The sequence below is a fragment of the Litchfieldia alkalitelluris genome (assembly GCF_002019645.1).
GTDB classification, from domain to species: Bacteria; Bacillota; Bacilli; order Bacillales; family Bacillaceae_L; genus Litchfieldia; species Litchfieldia alkalitelluris.
Genome location: NZ_KV917374.1, coordinates 679,723 through 696,644, shown reverse-complemented (window position 1 = coordinate 696,644; position 16,922 = coordinate 679,723). Strand labels below are relative to the sequence as shown.

General features: G+C 37.1%; 10 protein-coding genes and 1 riboswitch. Of the genes, 1 reads left to right on the top strand and 9 read right to left on the bottom strand.

Translation table 11 applies throughout. The annotated features are described in order from the left end of the window. Positions 1–11: 11 nt before the first annotated feature. Positions 12–3,851, bottom strand: coding sequence for an AAA domain-containing protein (locus tag BK579_RS03335; protein WP_078543520.1), 3,840 nt, complete (start codon positions 3,849–3,851; stop codon positions 12–14). Positions 3,852–4,068: 217 nt separating this feature from the next. Between BK579_RS03335 and BK579_RS25200 the strand changes: the two genes are divergently transcribed. Then, the gene (locus BK579_RS25200; protein ID WP_169891046.1) at positions 4,069–4,242 is read left to right on the top strand and encodes a hypothetical protein; all 174 of its coding nucleotides are present in this window, start codon (positions 4,069–4,071) and stop codon (positions 4,240–4,242) included. 510 nt (positions 4,243–4,752) lie between these two features. Here BK579_RS25200 and BK579_RS03330 read toward each other — a convergent pair. The 8 genes from BK579_RS03330 to BK579_RS03295 all read right to left on the bottom strand — a co-directional run bounded on the left by BK579_RS03330 (position 4,753) and on the right by BK579_RS03295 (position 16,905). Further along, the gene (locus tag BK579_RS03330) at positions 4,753–4,992 is read right to left on the bottom strand and encodes a hypothetical protein (protein WP_078543519.1); all 240 of its coding nucleotides are present in this window, start codon (positions 4,990–4,992) and stop codon (positions 4,753–4,755) included. A gap of 50 nt (positions 4,993–5,042) precedes the next feature. Beyond that, positions 5,043–5,363: a hypothetical protein gene (locus BK579_RS03325; RefSeq protein ID WP_078543518.1), complete on the bottom strand. Its 321-nt coding sequence runs from the start codon at positions 5,361–5,363 to the stop codon at positions 5,043–5,045. Positions 5,364–5,411: 48 nt separating this feature from the next. Next, positions 5,412–5,500: riboswitch (cyclic di-GMP riboswitch) on the bottom strand. A 277-nt stretch (positions 5,501–5,777) separates the two neighbouring features. Continuing rightward, positions 5,778–7,592, bottom strand: coding sequence for a M6 family metalloprotease domain-containing protein (locus BK579_RS03320; RefSeq protein WP_078543517.1), 1,815 nt, complete (start codon positions 7,590–7,592; stop codon positions 5,778–5,780). A gap of 476 nt (positions 7,593–8,068) precedes the next feature. After that, entirely contained in the window at positions 8,069–8,356 is a 288-nt protein-coding gene (locus BK579_RS25195) for a hypothetical protein (protein ID WP_139365032.1), read from the bottom strand. A 69-nt stretch (positions 8,357–8,425) separates the two neighbouring features. Further along, entirely contained in the window at positions 8,426–12,280 is a 3,855-nt protein-coding gene (locus BK579_RS03310) for a VWA domain-containing protein (RefSeq protein ID WP_078543515.1), read from the bottom strand. Positions 12,281–12,300: 20 nt separating this feature from the next. After that, positions 12,301–13,026, bottom strand: coding sequence for a class B sortase (srtB, locus tag BK579_RS03305; RefSeq protein WP_078543514.1), 726 nt, complete (start codon positions 13,024–13,026; stop codon positions 12,301–12,303). A 268-nt stretch (positions 13,027–13,294) separates the two neighbouring features. Continuing rightward, entirely contained in the window at positions 13,295–14,917 is a 1,623-nt protein-coding gene (locus BK579_RS03300; protein ID WP_078543513.1) for a LeoA/HP0731 family dynamin-like GTPase, read from the bottom strand. After that, a complete protein-coding gene (locus BK579_RS03295; protein WP_169891045.1) occupies positions 14,914–16,905 on the bottom strand; it encodes a GTPase domain-containing protein in 1,992 nt (663 codons plus the stop codon). Before BK579_RS03295 ends, BK579_RS03300 begins: the two co-directional genes overlap by 4 nt. Between the last annotated feature and the right edge of the window lie 17 nt (positions 16,906–16,922).

The window sequence follows — 16,922 nt, the reverse complement described above, 5'->3', positions numbered from 1 at the left end:
ATTGTTTAATTTCATTGCATGTCTTGTCCTATTTCATGGATGATATTTGGGTTATATCCATCCACCTTCGCCACTTCAAAGAGGACATTTTGGTAAAGTGGTGATGCACTTGTAAACAATGTACTACACCCTGTTATGATTAGGAGTTCTTTTGCTCTGGACAATGCAACGTTAATTCTTCGGAAATCCTCTGCAAATCCGATTTTTCCATTTGGATTGTTTCGAACAAAACTTGCGATGATGATACTTCGTTCCATTCCTTGAAAACGGTCAACTGTCCCAATACGCAAGGATAGGTTAGGAAACTTGTCTTCTGGTAATAACGACCTAAGATGCTTCACTTGTTCTCCGTAAAAACTAATTACCCCTATATCTTTCTTTTTATCCAGTGGAAAGGTATGATTTTGTTTCATCTCTTCAATCGCTGCATTAATATCTGCGAGTGTTTTTTCAATAATAACTAATTCTGCTTCATTATAATAACTGCGACCGTTTCTGCCTTGTTTTTCATAGAATGAGTTACTAAGAGGAACATCATGCCAAAGAACATGATTCGCTGGTTTCACGTATTTCCCTGATAACCCGTGTGCCCTTGATTCGTCTTCGTTTTCAATCCCTGGAAGAAGACCTAATCCTGATTCATCTTGATAAAACTGATTGATAGTATTCATAATATGTGAATGCATACGATATTGATATCGTAAGGTTGACTTGTGTTCCTTCGCTACTGAGTGGAAGAGTTTTTCAAATAATGATTCTTTCACATAATCCTTATAATCGTTTCGTCGATTCTTATCAAGGTCTTCCAACCCGTCTAGAACTTCTTTAATTGTTTCATCACCGATCATCGGAGGTAATTGGTTATGATCTCCTACTAGTATTGCTTTTTTTCCTTTTAAAAGAGGTAGTAATAGTTCTGGCGGAGTGGCTTTACTGACTTCATCAATAATGACCGCATCAAAATCAGGATACTCTTCCGTAAACACCCTTGAAGCAGATTGAACACATGTAATTCCAATGACGTTTGCATTTTCGATATAAATGGATTTCAACTGGTTTAAAAATCCAAGACTTGGTTTTTCAAGTTTCGAAATCCAGTCAAGTGAAAGCTCCTTCTTTACTGCAAGTAGTTTTTGTTGTTCTTCAATTTCTTTGATTTCCTCAATGATCTCTTCATTACTCTTGATTCGATACTCTTCAGGTATCAATAATTCCTTTTCCGACTTACTTTGCTCAAGGTCCTGTACTTGTTTCTCAATCAACTCAATTTCATGATTAACATCATTCACCTCTTTGATTGAATCATTCGTATTGGAAATTTCCTTCTCTAAGATTGTGTACTTTTCTTGAACCTTCCTTTGCTCTCCCTGATACGTAGGAATTTTACTGACTACACTCACTTTCCATTTCTCAATTTGATGGTGAGTTTGCTGTAGGTATGGTTGCAGACTTGAAAAGCTTTGATTAATTAAGTCCATTATTCTGCCAGAAGCTGTTTCATATTCTGTTAAACTAGGCTCATGCTGAACGCCTTCGTAACGCTCAATTGCCTCCTGGTTTATCTTTAGATGATGAACTAATTTTTGAAGCTGTTCTTCAAGCTCATCATTTCGAAATTCACGATTGACTCCCCGTAATTTTCGAAATTCTATTCTGATTTCGTTGATGAATCGATGTGATTGGATAAAATAGTCCATCGACTTTGATGTCACTAGTTGCAACTCAGTCAAGAAAGAAGGTTTCACCCAGAGGAGTTTTTCCTTTAGTTCCGATAATTGCCGCTCTAATTGCCTCAGGGTAGATTGCTTTACTTCTTCTTGTTTCAATAGATTTTCTTTCGCTTCAAAAATAGAAAGGGTTAAATCTTGTAATCTCTTTTTCCAAGATTTATCCAATCCAAACAATTTCGCAAACCAATTCGGTCGATCAATCGAAAGTCGATTCACTTCTCTGTAAAGAGTATTAATTCTCTCGGCCGATACTTCAGTTTGAGTTTTAGTTTGAGTTTGGGACAATACAGAAACCTTGGCTTCTTCTGCCTCTTTTTGAATTTCGTAAAACAACCTCTCCGCTTGCTCACGTAACTCTTTATGTTCGCTGTGCTCTTTTTTTCCTATTTGGACCTTCTTCAGCGCCTTTTTATACTCAATAATTTCTGGAACTGGAGAGTGAATTTCTTCAATCTTCTCTTTTTGGTGCTGAAGCCCACTTTGAGTTGAGTTTACAAGACCAATTACCTTTTCCATCGTCACATCAGCCTGTCTTAACCCCACAATATACTCTTCAATCTGCTTGAGATATTGACTATGGGCTCTAAGCCTTGTATGACGTTCTGCATTTTCGTCTAAAATCTTTTTATATTTTGTTTCGATTAGCTGTTTCTTTCTATTTAAACTAGGTAAAAATTGCATCTGTTGATTAATCTGCTTATCAAGGATAGAAATGTTTTCCTTTTCCTTAACTAATATTTGTAATTGTTCTTGATGAAGTCCATTTTCTTTATCATCTTTCTTGTAACCATCCATTTTTGTATTACATAACGTCGAAGTGCTTTTGAGCCATGTCTGAATAATTTCGTTTTCAGTGAAAGCTCGACCTTCTACCTCAATACTTTTCATATTTCCTTTTCTTAACGCTCTAATCTTCGGATGGTTCGCAAGCTTTGAAAGCACATTATCAACCGCTAAGTTAGATTGTGACGCCACTAACGTCCTCATCCCTCTTATCGCATTTTGATAGCAAATTTCAGCAATCACTGTTGTTTTCCCCGTACCTGGAGGGCCTTGGATTAGAAATATATCATTAGACCTTAGTGCCCCTTCAACTGCTTCCTTTTGAAAATCATTTAATTGATTACTTAAAAATTCAGTTACTTCAATCGGCTCATCAGATGTTGAAATGGTGTCTGTAATCGATTGGTAATCAAATAAAATATTTTCTAATTGTGGATTTAACGCTCGACCATTTTTCAAATCATTTAAACCTTTTTGTAGACGGTGAGCCTGAGCTAATTCACCAAAGTTAGAGATAAATAGACGCCCTTTAGATGTAAATGAAAAGCGCTGATCAAGGATGGCATCATAGTATTCATCAAATAATTCGACGACCACACCACCAGAGGTGATTCGATCAACGACCCCAACCAGCGGAGAAGAGGAGTAATCATCTTCATTTTCATCTAGGTCAATCCATTTCACACTTGCATTTTCCAAGGTCTTCGGTATCTGACCTGTCGTAAATTCAACAAATCTCATGTCCTCACGAATTCGATACTTCGTATAGTTTACTTCTGCTGAGTTTTCTTTTGCCTTTCGCTCGATGAGTTCTAGATAGATTTCCCAATTTTTAATCCGCTCTTCCACCTTAAACTTTTGCTCTAAAGCAACGGGTAATGCGGCAATTTCTTTCATAAATTCTGAATGATCATGAGCCAATCTTTCTCGGTGTGATCTTACTTTCTGAAACATAATCTTCTTTTTTATTCTTCTATTATTTGAAAATCCCAATGGCGTTGGGAGTAACTTCATAAAACGTATTGAAAATTGGTTTTCTGCCGAAATATAACCTCTTAGCTTAATAGTCTGGGAGCCCAAATGTTTAATGATCTGTTCATTAGGTGAAGAATCTATGTCTGTTGCCAAGAAAAGTTCAATCTGGTGATTTCCATTTGAAACACCTGCATTTTCAACATAAAAATCATACATATATACGGATTGAAACACTCGATTAAAATCAGGTGAAAGGTTACTAGTCGGGAGCACTGCCCCATTCTTCTCAAGTGAATTTTCAATAATTGTTAAATCTTTTGCTAACCAAGGGCCGGGTGATACACCTAAAAGCTTAGAAGTCATACACTACACCTTTCTTCTGAAAAAAAATAAGATCAAATTATAATTATTTAACATTTATATTACCATATTTCAGAAAATATGGGGACAGTCCCCACACTATAGTTTACGATTGCTCTGTTTTCCTACTTTCTTTCTCTTTAAAGCTCATTTCTATTGTTTTAGCTATTCACTCTCCTCCATTCTTAAGTTATCGAATAGAGCAATGGGGACGGTTTTCATGCTTCTTTTTATCATCTTCCAATCTGACATGTTCAGTCATTTGAGAGAGGAATTAAAGATAGAAACTGAGCAGAGAAATGCGGTAGAAAATGATGAGCTTACTTTGCATTACCAACCTCAATTTAAAATTGGTTCGGAAGAAATTGTTGGGTTAGAAGCGTTACTTCGTTAGAATCACCCTGAATTGGGAATGATTTTTCCAGAAAAATTCAACAGGTTAGCCGAGGAAAGCGTGTAATCATTGAAATCGGTGAGTGGATCATTAAACAGGTTTGTATACAAAACAAAGAATGGTGGGAGCACGGGGGGAGCACGGGGACGGTTCTCGCGCTTCCATTGACTCTTTAACCAGCACCAATATAAAAAAAGCTTCATCACCTGATGTAGCTTCTTTATCGTAATATAGTCTTTAGTAAGAGTAAGGCTCTATTCTGAAAGATTGTTGCTAATTGACCTAGTTTATAGTGAAACACACTATTTTTCAGGGTTCTACCTTTTAATTTTAGGAGGAAAAGATGCCACTATACTTAGTTCATAAGAATAAAAAAGACCTTTCAACAGTAACAGGCTTTAGTAAACACTACCCTTCTAATCGAGTAAATGGTTAATGATGAATTTATGAAGAGATTAAGCTTTTCTGAGGCTTTTACCCAGTTTTTACGAGTGAGGAAGGAATGTTAATTCACTGCGATTTTTGCACTATCAACCCTATGACAATAGGATAAAGATAATTCGAAATATCCCCTTCTCTTCTTTTAATTTCTTCAATTCCGATCCTGATTTCAGAAATATCACGATTAGTTAGACTCTCTTGAAAAAGGGCTTCCATTTTCGATCGGTTAATCAAATATGTTTTATTATTAAGCTTTATTTTATATGAAATCGTTGGACATTGATCCAATAAAAGCGATACTGATTTCAAATTACTGAACACTCCTCCCCATTTTAATAGATCATCTAGAAGTATGAGTTTTAAGCACTTCTACTATTCAGTATATGTTCAATTTTTTGTTTAGCATCAGTGTAGTTCATCGATAGTTCGGTGATAAATTCTAACTGAAAGTCGCCTTTCGACTGTCGTTTTAACGCTTTAAAAACGCCAGGTTTCTCATGTTGCAAGATTGTCATAATTTCAATTGTAGGTAAAACAAAATGAGAGGTTGTTTTTGTTCTCAAGAACTGTCTTAAAAAATTCCGATAGAAATAAATTGATTCTGCATTATCTTCATGTGCAGCTAGCATTTTCTCAAACTTTTGAAGCTGCAATTTTAAATCTCTAAATTCTTTCCCCAATTTTTACACTCCTTTGTAAAAATCGAGTTACCAAATAAACTATAGCTCTATGGCAACCCGGCTATCATTGTAAAAAAGCTACTTTAGACCCGTGGCTTTGCGTCCTTTACCTTTCGATAAGTTTGCCTTTTTCATCTTTCTTATTGCTCAATTATACTATCACTATCTCTACCCACTCAACAACTTTCAACATTTTCCAACTTCTTTCGACATAAGAAGCATGGGGACGGTTCTCGTGCTCCCGTCTGTGCGAGCGAAGAAGCGCATGAACCGTCCCGTTGCTTCCGTCCGTGCGAGTAAGGAAGCACAAGAACCGTCCCGCTGCTTCCGTCCGCGAAGAAACCGCCGCTGCTTCACGTTGGTTGACAAAGAAAAACAAGCCAGTTTAACGCATCCCGGCTTTTTTTCTTTATTTTATCTTTTCTTTCCCTCATTAGTGCTGTAGTAAAACTTCGCAGTGATTGATCCATCACTATTTTCTTTAATATCGGTCACATGAATTCCAGAGTCTGCTGGTGTTGAACCATGGCCTTTCCAGAAATAGTAGGAACCTGTGTGAACATTTTTAGAGTTAGGTGTAAGTTTGTCTCCTGTTTTGAAGAAGTCACCAGAGTCTCCACGGTTCACATACTTTTCAAGATCATAGTTACCATCTGCTTGGAGGACCGATAAGCCATAATGTTTCACATCTCCAGTTTGATTTGACTGGAATCGCTTGTTCATCCAGTTTTCAGCATTGTTCGGTCTACCTTCATTTGCGATGATATTTTCATCCACATGCCAAGCAACCAATCCATGAGAGTCTTCACCTTGACGAATTAAGCCTTCGTTAAATCCTTCTTGCTGAATATTCTCGAATAAGAAATATTCAGATCCGTTCGAGCCTGGAACAACCATTTTAACAACATCCTTAGACTCGTTTACAGGTTCTAGTGTTAGCTCTTGAACACCATCTTCAGGAGTGACTTCAATTGGATCTAGCCAGCCTAAGAAGATTTTAGAATATGGATCAAAGTTTGTTGGTGAGTTCCCAGAGTATGCTGCAGCATCTGGATAACGCATCCATGATCCACCAGACATCATTGAGTAGTTTCCGACACCTTCTGATGAATAATCTGTATCATAGAAGTCAGGCAACCCTAATGCATGGCCAAATTCGTGAGCATATACACCTGTTTGTGCTGGATATGGGCCTGTAACTGACTCTTCGTCATATCCACCAGTTGCAGCATTGAATCCTGCTACGTTTCCACCGATTGCTGGTTGGATGTTGTAGTTATTTACTAATACACCGTCATAAGTCATATCTTCAGCAACTGTTTTACTAATCCAGTCCGCTTGTGACATTCCTTCATATACATCCGCAGGTACGCCTGTTTCATAATATTTCCCATAATACAATGCACTTAATAAGCTCCACTTATGTGACCAAAATTGTGCCGGATCTCTACTCCATTCAGCACCTGTTCCTTCATGTACGACAAAGATATTTGGAACTTCTCCATCCTCAGCATACGCTGCAAAATCAACCTGCTCATCTGCAGCCTTTAATAAGTCTCTAATAAATTCACCTGTGTGTGCATCACCGTTTGCATTCCCGAGTACATATTCACCGTTTTCAGCATATGTACCTTCCTGATCTAAGTAATAAGATGCACCATGCGGGAGCTCTACCCATGCAAATTCGGTATCTTCATTACGGACTAGATTCACTGTACCATAACTAGATTCCTTATACACATTTTGCATTGTCTTATTAGTAGGTGCTGGTACCCCGTTATATTCCGCATACTGCTTGAACTCGTCCAGTTCATACGGGTTATATTCCGTTCCGAAAATAAGATCTTCATAATATTTAGCTGGAACTTGTCCCGGTAAGTCACCAATTGGCTCATCACCATCTTTATATTTTGCTAAAATAACAAGCACAGGGACATTTCCCTCTACTTCTCGATAAGTATCGCGATCTCCAGGTGCTTGCTCAAACTTCGCCCCATTATTCTTCTGTTCTGCAATTTTTGCCGCAGGATCAGCCTTCGATAAATCTAAGCCCAATTCTTTCGCTTTTTCAGCTAACTCAGGTGCTGCACCTACATAATCCGGAAGAGTCAGATTATATTTTTCCGTAGATAACACATTTGTTGGTGTTTGCTGTGATGAAGCACTAGTAAATGCTAGTGTCCCTAGTAATGTCGCAGATAAAGCTACTGATGTGAGTTTTTTAAACATCTAATTCCTCCTATTATGTGATTTATATTGATTCTTGTATTAATCATATAATAGTTAGACAATTCGGATAAATAGGTTAATAGATTGAACTTTATGACAGAATATGATGGGTAATTGTGAGTGGTTTTATTCGTTTCACGAAATATTCTTTGTTATTTTAAAATAATTGGTTCGGACGACATGGGTGAGTGGTCCCCCACGGAGCATGGGGACGGTTCTCCTGCTTCCTTTTGCGCAAGCAAAGAAGCACGAGAACCGTCCCCGTGCTTCAAAAAAAATAGGCCCCGATAAACTACCACAAGGGTAGATATCGAGGTCTGAGCCTATTTACATTCCAAAGAAGTTCAACTTGCCCTGTAGCACAGGGACCGTTTTCATGCTTCCATTCCGCTAGAAAAGCACCAGAACCGTCCCACTGCTTCCGAAAAGAAGCACGAGAACCGTCCCCGTGCTTCCCCGTGCTTCATGCCCGTGCTTCATGAACCAGATAAAATCCCATACCGTACAAACACAAAGTATAATCCTGAGAGAATGCATTGAATGATGATAAATAGGATGATGCTTTTTATGGTTTTGGGGATGGAAAAAAACACAATTAGGTATGAAATCAAATTGATAACGATGGGGCCAAAGATTAACATGTTAATAAAATTCCCTATTTTCAAGGAATTGTCTACATTTCCTAAGGCACTACCTGCTGCGGTGATAAAGCCCATCCCTATTAATAGTATGATCGTTAAAGTGATATAAATCATATACTTCAACAGCATCTCTCCTCTCGTTATATATAGAGAGAGCTAGATGGTCGTCTAACTCTCTCAAAAATGATGTTATTAATATGTGTGATGAAGGTGACTTGGTTCTGAGACCTTGAACTTATTCATTGTTTCAGCATTTAAGTGTTGATTAATGATATGATGCTTCAGCCAATAGTTCACCGTATTTGTTGTATGGCTAAAATTCACCAGATTACCATGGTTTGCGTCATCACTCGGGCCGATCACCACATAGCGGTCATTAAAGTTTAAAACAGTTTCTGATTCAGCACCTTTGATGTTTTTCTGAGATCCTAACGCACTATTCAGACTGACTACATCATCATTATAATACGATGGTAGCAGATATTTCCACCTTCCATGCTCATCAACACGCTTGTAAGCTAAATCCTCAAAATCTGGACCCGCTGCGGTTTCAATATATCTCACATCAATCGCTTCGAATAGAGATGTGTCACCCCAAATGCTTACTCCACCTACTGCAAAATACTTCGTGCTTCCTTTGCTAAATCCGTCATTTAAGATTTCAGTCCAAGAAGGTACTCTTGTAAATCCAAAATTCTTCGTTGGTGCCGGATCTAGAGCTTTTGCTCCTGGAGAGGACAGCTGTTTTTTACTTTTACCAGACATTCTACACATACCAGCGTCAGGGAAATTAATACAATGCTTGGAAAGTGCAGTTGCGCCCCAGTGTGGTGTTCCTAATGTAATGATTCCATCAACATCGACGGTATTTTGACCAAGCTTTTCGGTAAAATGACGTGAAACAAGTCCACCCATTGAATGGGCAATTAATGTTACTGATGGTTTTGTATCAGCTGTTGGACTAGTCAATTCACCAGCGTCAATTAAATTTTCCAAATAAGTTTCAAATAATACAGCAGACGTTTTCGGATCTGCTAGATTTGGGTAGTTAAACGCAAATGTCTTTGCATAACTACCATATTTCTTCAATACATCATTGTATAAATGGTTCTTATCACCTTTGCCATTTACTTTTTGATTGCTGATATTTGTGTATTGCCCGATATAATCAGGATTGTTTTCTAGGTCACTATCTTCATGGTTATTATTGATAATATTGTTTCTGACCCCAAATGTTTTTTTAGTGTCTGACGTCCAGCCGTGTAAAAAGAAAATACTTGGTTGGTACGCAACCGTAGGCTGTAAATCCTCATTATCATCGTACACATCATTATCAGAGTGAGCTAGCCCTGGGTGGGACTCGAATTTCCAACACTCCACAATGGTAAAGTCAGGTAATTCACACGAAATCTTTTCCGTTAATTCCTCACTATCTGGTTTTAAGTCACCATCTGTATCAGTGATTTTATCAGTTGGGTCAGGGTATTTATCCAGACGGACTAATTCATGTGTTGACAATCGAATCGTTACTTTATCATTTGTTTCTTCACCAATATTCTCAATTAGCTTATCAAGTTCTGTTGAGAAATTCCCATAAATATCTGCAAAAATACCGCCTGTTCTTTCAAATAATTCTCTATATGTTTCTTTATAATAATCTGGTGCGACAACAGAAGTGACAATCTTGTCAGTTTCTAATCGGTTAATGATTTCCCCCATTGAATCTAAGCCTTCAAATCTAGTTTTTTCATGATAATCTATATCTGTTACTAGGATCATGAATTTCGCTTTATTTTCTTGAAAGCCCATTAGTCTTCCTTCTTCTAAAGCGTCGACAGCTGATTCTGGATCATCGCCACCACCATTTGCATATACCCTGTTCAATTTATTTCTAAAAGAAGTCGGGTCTTCAAACCAACCATGATTCACCGTTGATTCAGGTCCATCTGCATCAATGTCCTTGTAATCAACTAAACCTAATCGAACATCTACTTTATTTGCATCTAAGCGATCAACGAAGGAGTTAATGTTTGATTTAACGTTATTAATCGTGCCTCCCATTGATCCGGTTGAATCAATTACAAATGCTACATCTGCTTTTCCTTTTTCTATTTTATCCTCGACATTGCCAGCGTCTGTTTCCTTACGAAGTGTAACAGCATCTAGTAAAAGGTAATAGCTGAAGTGATCAGTTTTAGCAGAAATTGTATTCGTTTCTGGTGTATAACTAGATTCTAATGGCACCAGCTTATTTTGCTCATCATCAAACCATGCAACCACATAATCTTCTAGGTTTCGATCAGCTGGAACACCTTCTTTCAGGCTAAAAGAAATCGTCGCTTCTTCAAAGTCTGTTAATGACTTGATATCGATTGGATCACCGACTAACCCAGGAATCGTGTTCATGACAACATGATCTTCCTGATCCGTAACGATCACACTATCATTTAAATTACCTGAACCTTTAATGGTAATGCTAGGAATGATTGGGCTGTCTTCTTTAACCACTTCACTCATTGTCTCTTCATTCAGAGGTTGTTCAAGAACTTCTTCTGAATCTATGATTCCATTACCATCAGTATCCTTTTTCAGAGGGTCAAAACCTAAGATAAGTTCATCTTCATCTGATAAGCCGTCCTCATCAGTGTCTTCTTTTAATGGATCCGTGTTATGTGTGTTTACTTCCTCTCCATCAGATAATCCATCATGGTCAGAGTCAGGGTTTAATGGATCTAGACCTAGCTCCATTTCTTCAAGATTTGTTAAGCCATCTTGATCAGCATCCTCATCCGCATCAGAAACGCCATTTTCATCTGTATCGGCCTTCGCTGGATCCGTGCCTAAAATTAAATATTCATACCCATCTGGCAGCTTGTCTTCATCACTATCCGGATTCGTTGGAGATGTTTTCAGCTCGATTTCCATTGAGTATGGAAGCTCATCGGCATCTTCATCATTTTTATAAGAGACCGTCATTTCATCTCCTATTACATTACCTTCTAGATCTTCACCAAACACAACAATGCGGTGAATTCCTGGTGTTAAAGCAATATTAATCTCCCAATCTCTTAAACCAGCCACTGGAATTCTCTCTGGAACGTTATCACTTTCATCAAATACTGAGTAATATAATGTTTGAATATCTTTTCCAGTAGATTTCCCTTTAAGAGTAATAGAATCTGTATCGACTTCAATTTCTTCTTCCACATGAGAAGTAATTGTGACAGAGTTATCCAGCGTCTCTGGATCAACTTCTAGTACTCCCTCAACAGTCGTAACGATTTCATATTCTTTTTCATTAATCATAAGTGTGTGAGTTGCTTCAACAACACTTTTTGTAGGTTCGTTTTCGTTTTCGTTTTCTTCCGCTCTGGCCATTCCTGTAAAAGAAGGCGTGATTAGTGACGCAATTAAAATGAATGTTACTACATTTTTATTACGCTTTTTATACAAAATGATAAATGAGGCAATTAGTACAGACATTGCTCCAATTAATATGACAACAAACGTTGTAATGCTTGTGTTATCACCCGTTTGTGGTGAACTACCTGTTGGCGTTGGCTTGCTTCCCCCTGTTGTAACTTCATCTTCTTTATCTTCTGATTGGGGTGGGTCTTCCTCAGGTTTATCGTCTTGGTCTTTCTTTGGATCATCGCCAGGCTCTTTCACATCTGTTTCGTCAGGAGGTGTCGGTTTTCCAGTTTCCTTTGCAATAGCCTGAAATGTGAGAGAGGTATCACTCTTTGGACTGATTTTTTCTACATTCCAACTAAGCTGATTCTTTTCTTTTTCCGCCTCGGTGCTTGTCACTTCTAACCCTTCTGGGAGTGTCGTAGTTACGACAAGATCCTTAGCAATCAACTCGGATTGATTAGCTACCTTGATTGTATATTCAATGTTCTCTCCTATTTCATATGTATCTTTATCCGTTGATATTTCTACCACAAGTTCCTCTGAACTATCCTCAGCAAATATATTTACTTGCTGTCCGAAAATAAAGAAAAGAGTAAGTACTAAAATTAGACTATGACTTAAACAACGTTTCATTTTTTTAAAATCCCTACTTCCTAGTTTATAAGTTTTGCATGAACGATCATTCGTTCAAGTTCATTTACATTTGTACAAGTAAATAACGTGAGTATGTGGTCTCCTTCTTCTACCATCGTTGAAGTAGAGATGACCGATTTCTGTTGTAGCTGACTTCCAAATTCCTCAAACTCGTTGGCAGATTGGAACTCAGTGGGCAGTAAATCAGTGCTATCTACAACATAGACTGAAAAGATTTCCCACTCATATGTACGTCCTTGGAAATCAAAGTGAATGAGTTTATTTTTCTCAAAGAAGGCTTGGTCCGTATACTTCGGAAGATCTCCGAACATACTCTTATCCTTCATATGATGACCATACACAATCAAATGTTGATCGAGCTTTTCTGCGGAATTCCGATAGTCCATGAAAATAGCCCCAGCAAAATCTTGTTCTTTATAAAAGTTATGTGTGAGATAATAGCTATTGTCTTTCCCCTTAACAACTGGGTAATCTATCTTTGTGTTATTAATCGAAATCCAGCCCATATAGTCATCATTAATCTGAACTAACTCATGTTTATCTTCATCACTTTTTTCTTCTCTTCCAAGTGATCCCTTCTCAGAAACTATTGAGTAAACTTCCTTCAACCCCTCATACTTCTTAGCAGATTCTTGATACTTGTTGAAGTGTCCTAGGATGGAATACGAGGAATAAGCAATGAGAATGAGAGAAGTAAGTACAAAAAACCATAGAACTTTTTTTATAGATTATTCACCTACCTTTTAGACATTTAGTTGTATTAAAAAGGATATTTTTACCTATAAACACTACTATTATACTAAATTAACACTTTCTTAAAAACAAAAACAATAGGAAAGTAGAATTTTCTTTCAAAACATTTCGACAAAATTCGAGTGTTTGGTGCCTGTCACCACCCGAATTTTGTCGGGGGAGCACGGGGACGGTTCTCCTGCTTCCATTTGTGCTAACAAAGAAGCACGAGAACCGTCCCCGTGCTTCCCGTGCTTCCTTTTATAATTGTTCTAGTTCACTTACATGCTGCTCTATTTTTTCAATTGTTTCGTCATAGGCATGAAGAATGTTTTGCTTGTCTTCGCGGAATGTCTGCTTTAACTCAACTACTGGAAAGTAGGTTTTGATGTATTCTGCTTTTGTAAAGGAATTCAAGAATTCCTTAAACAGGTCTTCTACTTGGTCCGATATGTCTTTCCGCCCTTTTTCTAGCTTTTGCTCTTTAATAAATTCAACAATTCCAGAAATCGCATCAAGAGCAATTGATAATACAGCTCCAAATGTTTTTAGTGCTTTCGCCCATTTCAAGGCTCCCCATGGTTTAAATTTGATCGGAAGCTTAGCAACGTCACGGACCTTCAAGATCGTTTGCGAGATCGCCTTCGTTGATGCACCACTCAATGCTTTTACAAATTTCCCTCCTAATTTGTTTCCCATACTAAGGAGTTGGTCTTGTAATTGATCATGAAATTTAATCGAAGCCTCGATGTTCTTGATCATCTCTTTCTGGTTCTCCATTAAGCTTTCTGTATGTCTTTCAATGATTGTTTCTATCTTCTTATTTAAGATATAGCCCTCTTCACCGATTTTCGTTGTGATTTTTGCTCGCAAGTCCTCAAGACTGCTAGCTGCGACGATATAAGATAAAATATCTTCACGCAAGTTCATGACTTCATCAGTAATCAAATTGTGCTTTTTGGTGATATCTCTTTCAAAACTGCTTAGTTCTTCATCAATCTCTTCTAATTGATTACTTAAAAGATCTCTATTTTTCTGCACATTATCTTTGACTTGAGTTAGTTCTGTAATAGATTGGTGGATCGTATCTTTAATCACACTCATGCCTGAATTGAGGATAAGCTGATCCTTGGAAGCGTGAATAAATTGATCCAAGCTTTTCATAAGGTGATCCATTCTTGACAGCTCTTTATACGTATCTTCATGTTCATTCCAATAATCTAATCCCATTTCAAATGGATCAGCTGCGATACAAACGACTGCTGGATTCCCCTTTAATGAAACAAGTTCACCAATGGTCTGAATAACTACTTCTTTCTTAATTTGACTATGATACTCAAAATCTGCTTCATCCTCAAGATCGGCGACGGCATCCATTTTATTTATCACAAAAATCGTAGAGTCGAGTTTATCCAAGTCATCAAATAGCCATTTAATCGTGTTGTGATGACTGTCTTTTAACGGATTTACCGAATCAACCGTATAAATCACCACATTGGCTTCTGAAATGAACTTCTTTGTCTTTTCCGTGTGAAGCATATGTTCAGAAAATAAACCCGGTGTATCTACAATCACAAAATCTTTTCCAAGCTGATGATCATCCAGATGATAAAAGGTTACTTTATCTGTTGTCGGCTCAGGTGCAATTGCAATATTGTTTTGTTTTGTAATTGATTTTAAAATGGTCGATTTGCCATCTGTAAACGCACCGAATACTGCAATTACAAATTTTTCATCTTCAATGTTTTTGATAGATTGGTCGATTTTGAGCTTCAAATCTCCCATCTCTATATCCATCTCTTGAAACTGTTCTACCTTCTTCTTCAACTGTGTTAACTTGTTCAATACAGATTGTTTTTCATCTAAAAAAGTCGTAATTGTCATGATCTCTGTCTCCTTACCCCTTTTATCGGAAGAAAATGATCGGTTTGTTTATAGTAATCTAGTAGTGTTGAAGTCGCACGATATAAAAACTCCTCATTTGCAGGGATATACATAAATTCATCCTTAACCGGAAAATTATGTTCTGCAAAAAAGGCCGATAATGTTGGATACGCATATATTTTTTCAAGACGATAAACATCTGGATGTTCTGGCTGTGCCCCAATAAACATGGCGCACTTAAGCTTTAAATCAAAAAAGGTAAAATGATTATTAGCTCCTTCAACATATTCTGTTAACTGTCGACTGATCTCTACCTTACTCATTTGCAAATCACGAATTTTTTCGTTCATCGCAAAGCTCAATAATCTGATTTGATGAATAAAATCTCTAAACCCACCTACTTGCTTTTCCATACTTTTTTGTAGATAGTTCATTTCTTTATTAAGAGTTTTTGTCATCTCAGCTTTCATCGTTTTGACGCTCTTGCTTATCTCATTATAAGCTTCACTTTTTGCTTCTCGCTTCCGTTTTGTCGGGTCACCAAAAAACCATTCCCATATTTTCTTGATTAAAGCCACAACTCCGCCAATGATCGCTAGGATTGGATTAAACGCCATTAATAAGATTCCAATCACTGATAAACCAACATCAAGGATTTCTTTCATGATATAGCCAATACTAATCTCCATTTTCTTAATAATATCCCGAATATTAAAATCATTACTGCCCATTCCCTTGAATTTAAACTCAATATCAATTCTTTTTTGCAGCTGGGTAAAAATACGTTTTATATCGGTTTTTAAATCTTCCAACTGAGTTTCAAGTACCTGTTTTATCTCTTTTTCTGTCACCTTTTGTTGTTCTGTGAGTTTCCGCTTGATCGTTGACTCACTAGATTCATAATCGATACCTTCATAAATAATCTTTTCCATATTACTTTTCATCTGGTCGATTTTCACATGTACACTACTTAAGATGCTTTGATGAAATGTAGAAATTGAAACCTCAGCTTTACGAACGGCCTCATCTGTTTTTACATGCATCGATTTAATTTCAGAGTCAAATTCCTTTTTTCCTTTTAAAATTCTCCCCATAATGGATTCAATGGTACTCATGTATTTGTAGGTATTAGACACAGCAATTTCTTTTTTACTATGTACAGTTAATTGTGATAATAAATCTTCAATCTTTGCTAAGTTGCTAAATTCGTAGCTTTTTTCAAAGGATTCAAACACATCGAGTAGTTTTTGTTGATCACGGATCAGGTCCTCTCTTTGAGGCTTACCTGTTGATAAAAACCCTAAATGAGCATTGAGTATTATATTATCAACATAGTGTTCTCCTAAAATACTCTTAAACTTCTCTTTTGTACGTTCTTCAATCGTTTTCACAGATTCTGATACAAGTTCTGGTTGATAACGATAAATACTTGGTTTCCCTCTAACATTGATGACTGAGTAAACCTTTGCTTGATCTCGCAAAAATGAGCTAATCTTTTTTAAGGTCTCAAATTCAGGCTCTTTATTTGTTCCAATCACATAAAAGACAATATGTGCTTTTTCAACGCCTCGTTTTATTTCCGAAATATATTTCTTCTCATTTCCTTCAATTCCTGGCAAATCCAATAACTGAACCGTATCCAAGTTAATACTAGTCGTTTTTTTCGTAAAATCCTTACGTCCATCCCCAATAAATGTTCCTTTTCCTTTAGTTAAAGCTTCAATAAGTGTGCTTTTTCCGGCATTGGTTTCACCGAAAAAAGCTACGTTAAATGTATCCCATTCTACATTTTTTAATAAATACGTTAAGTTCATTTGAATTTTATCAATTCCTGAAGCGACTTCCGCACTTATACTTGAGAGGCTTTCTCTTAGTTTTTCATCCTCAATCTCTACATTGGATAAATCATGGAATTCCTGCAAAGATGCCAATACTTTAGAGGAATTTGATTGAAAATGATCTTTATAATTCGTTGTTGTTTTTTCCATGCTCGTGGCCTCCGTCA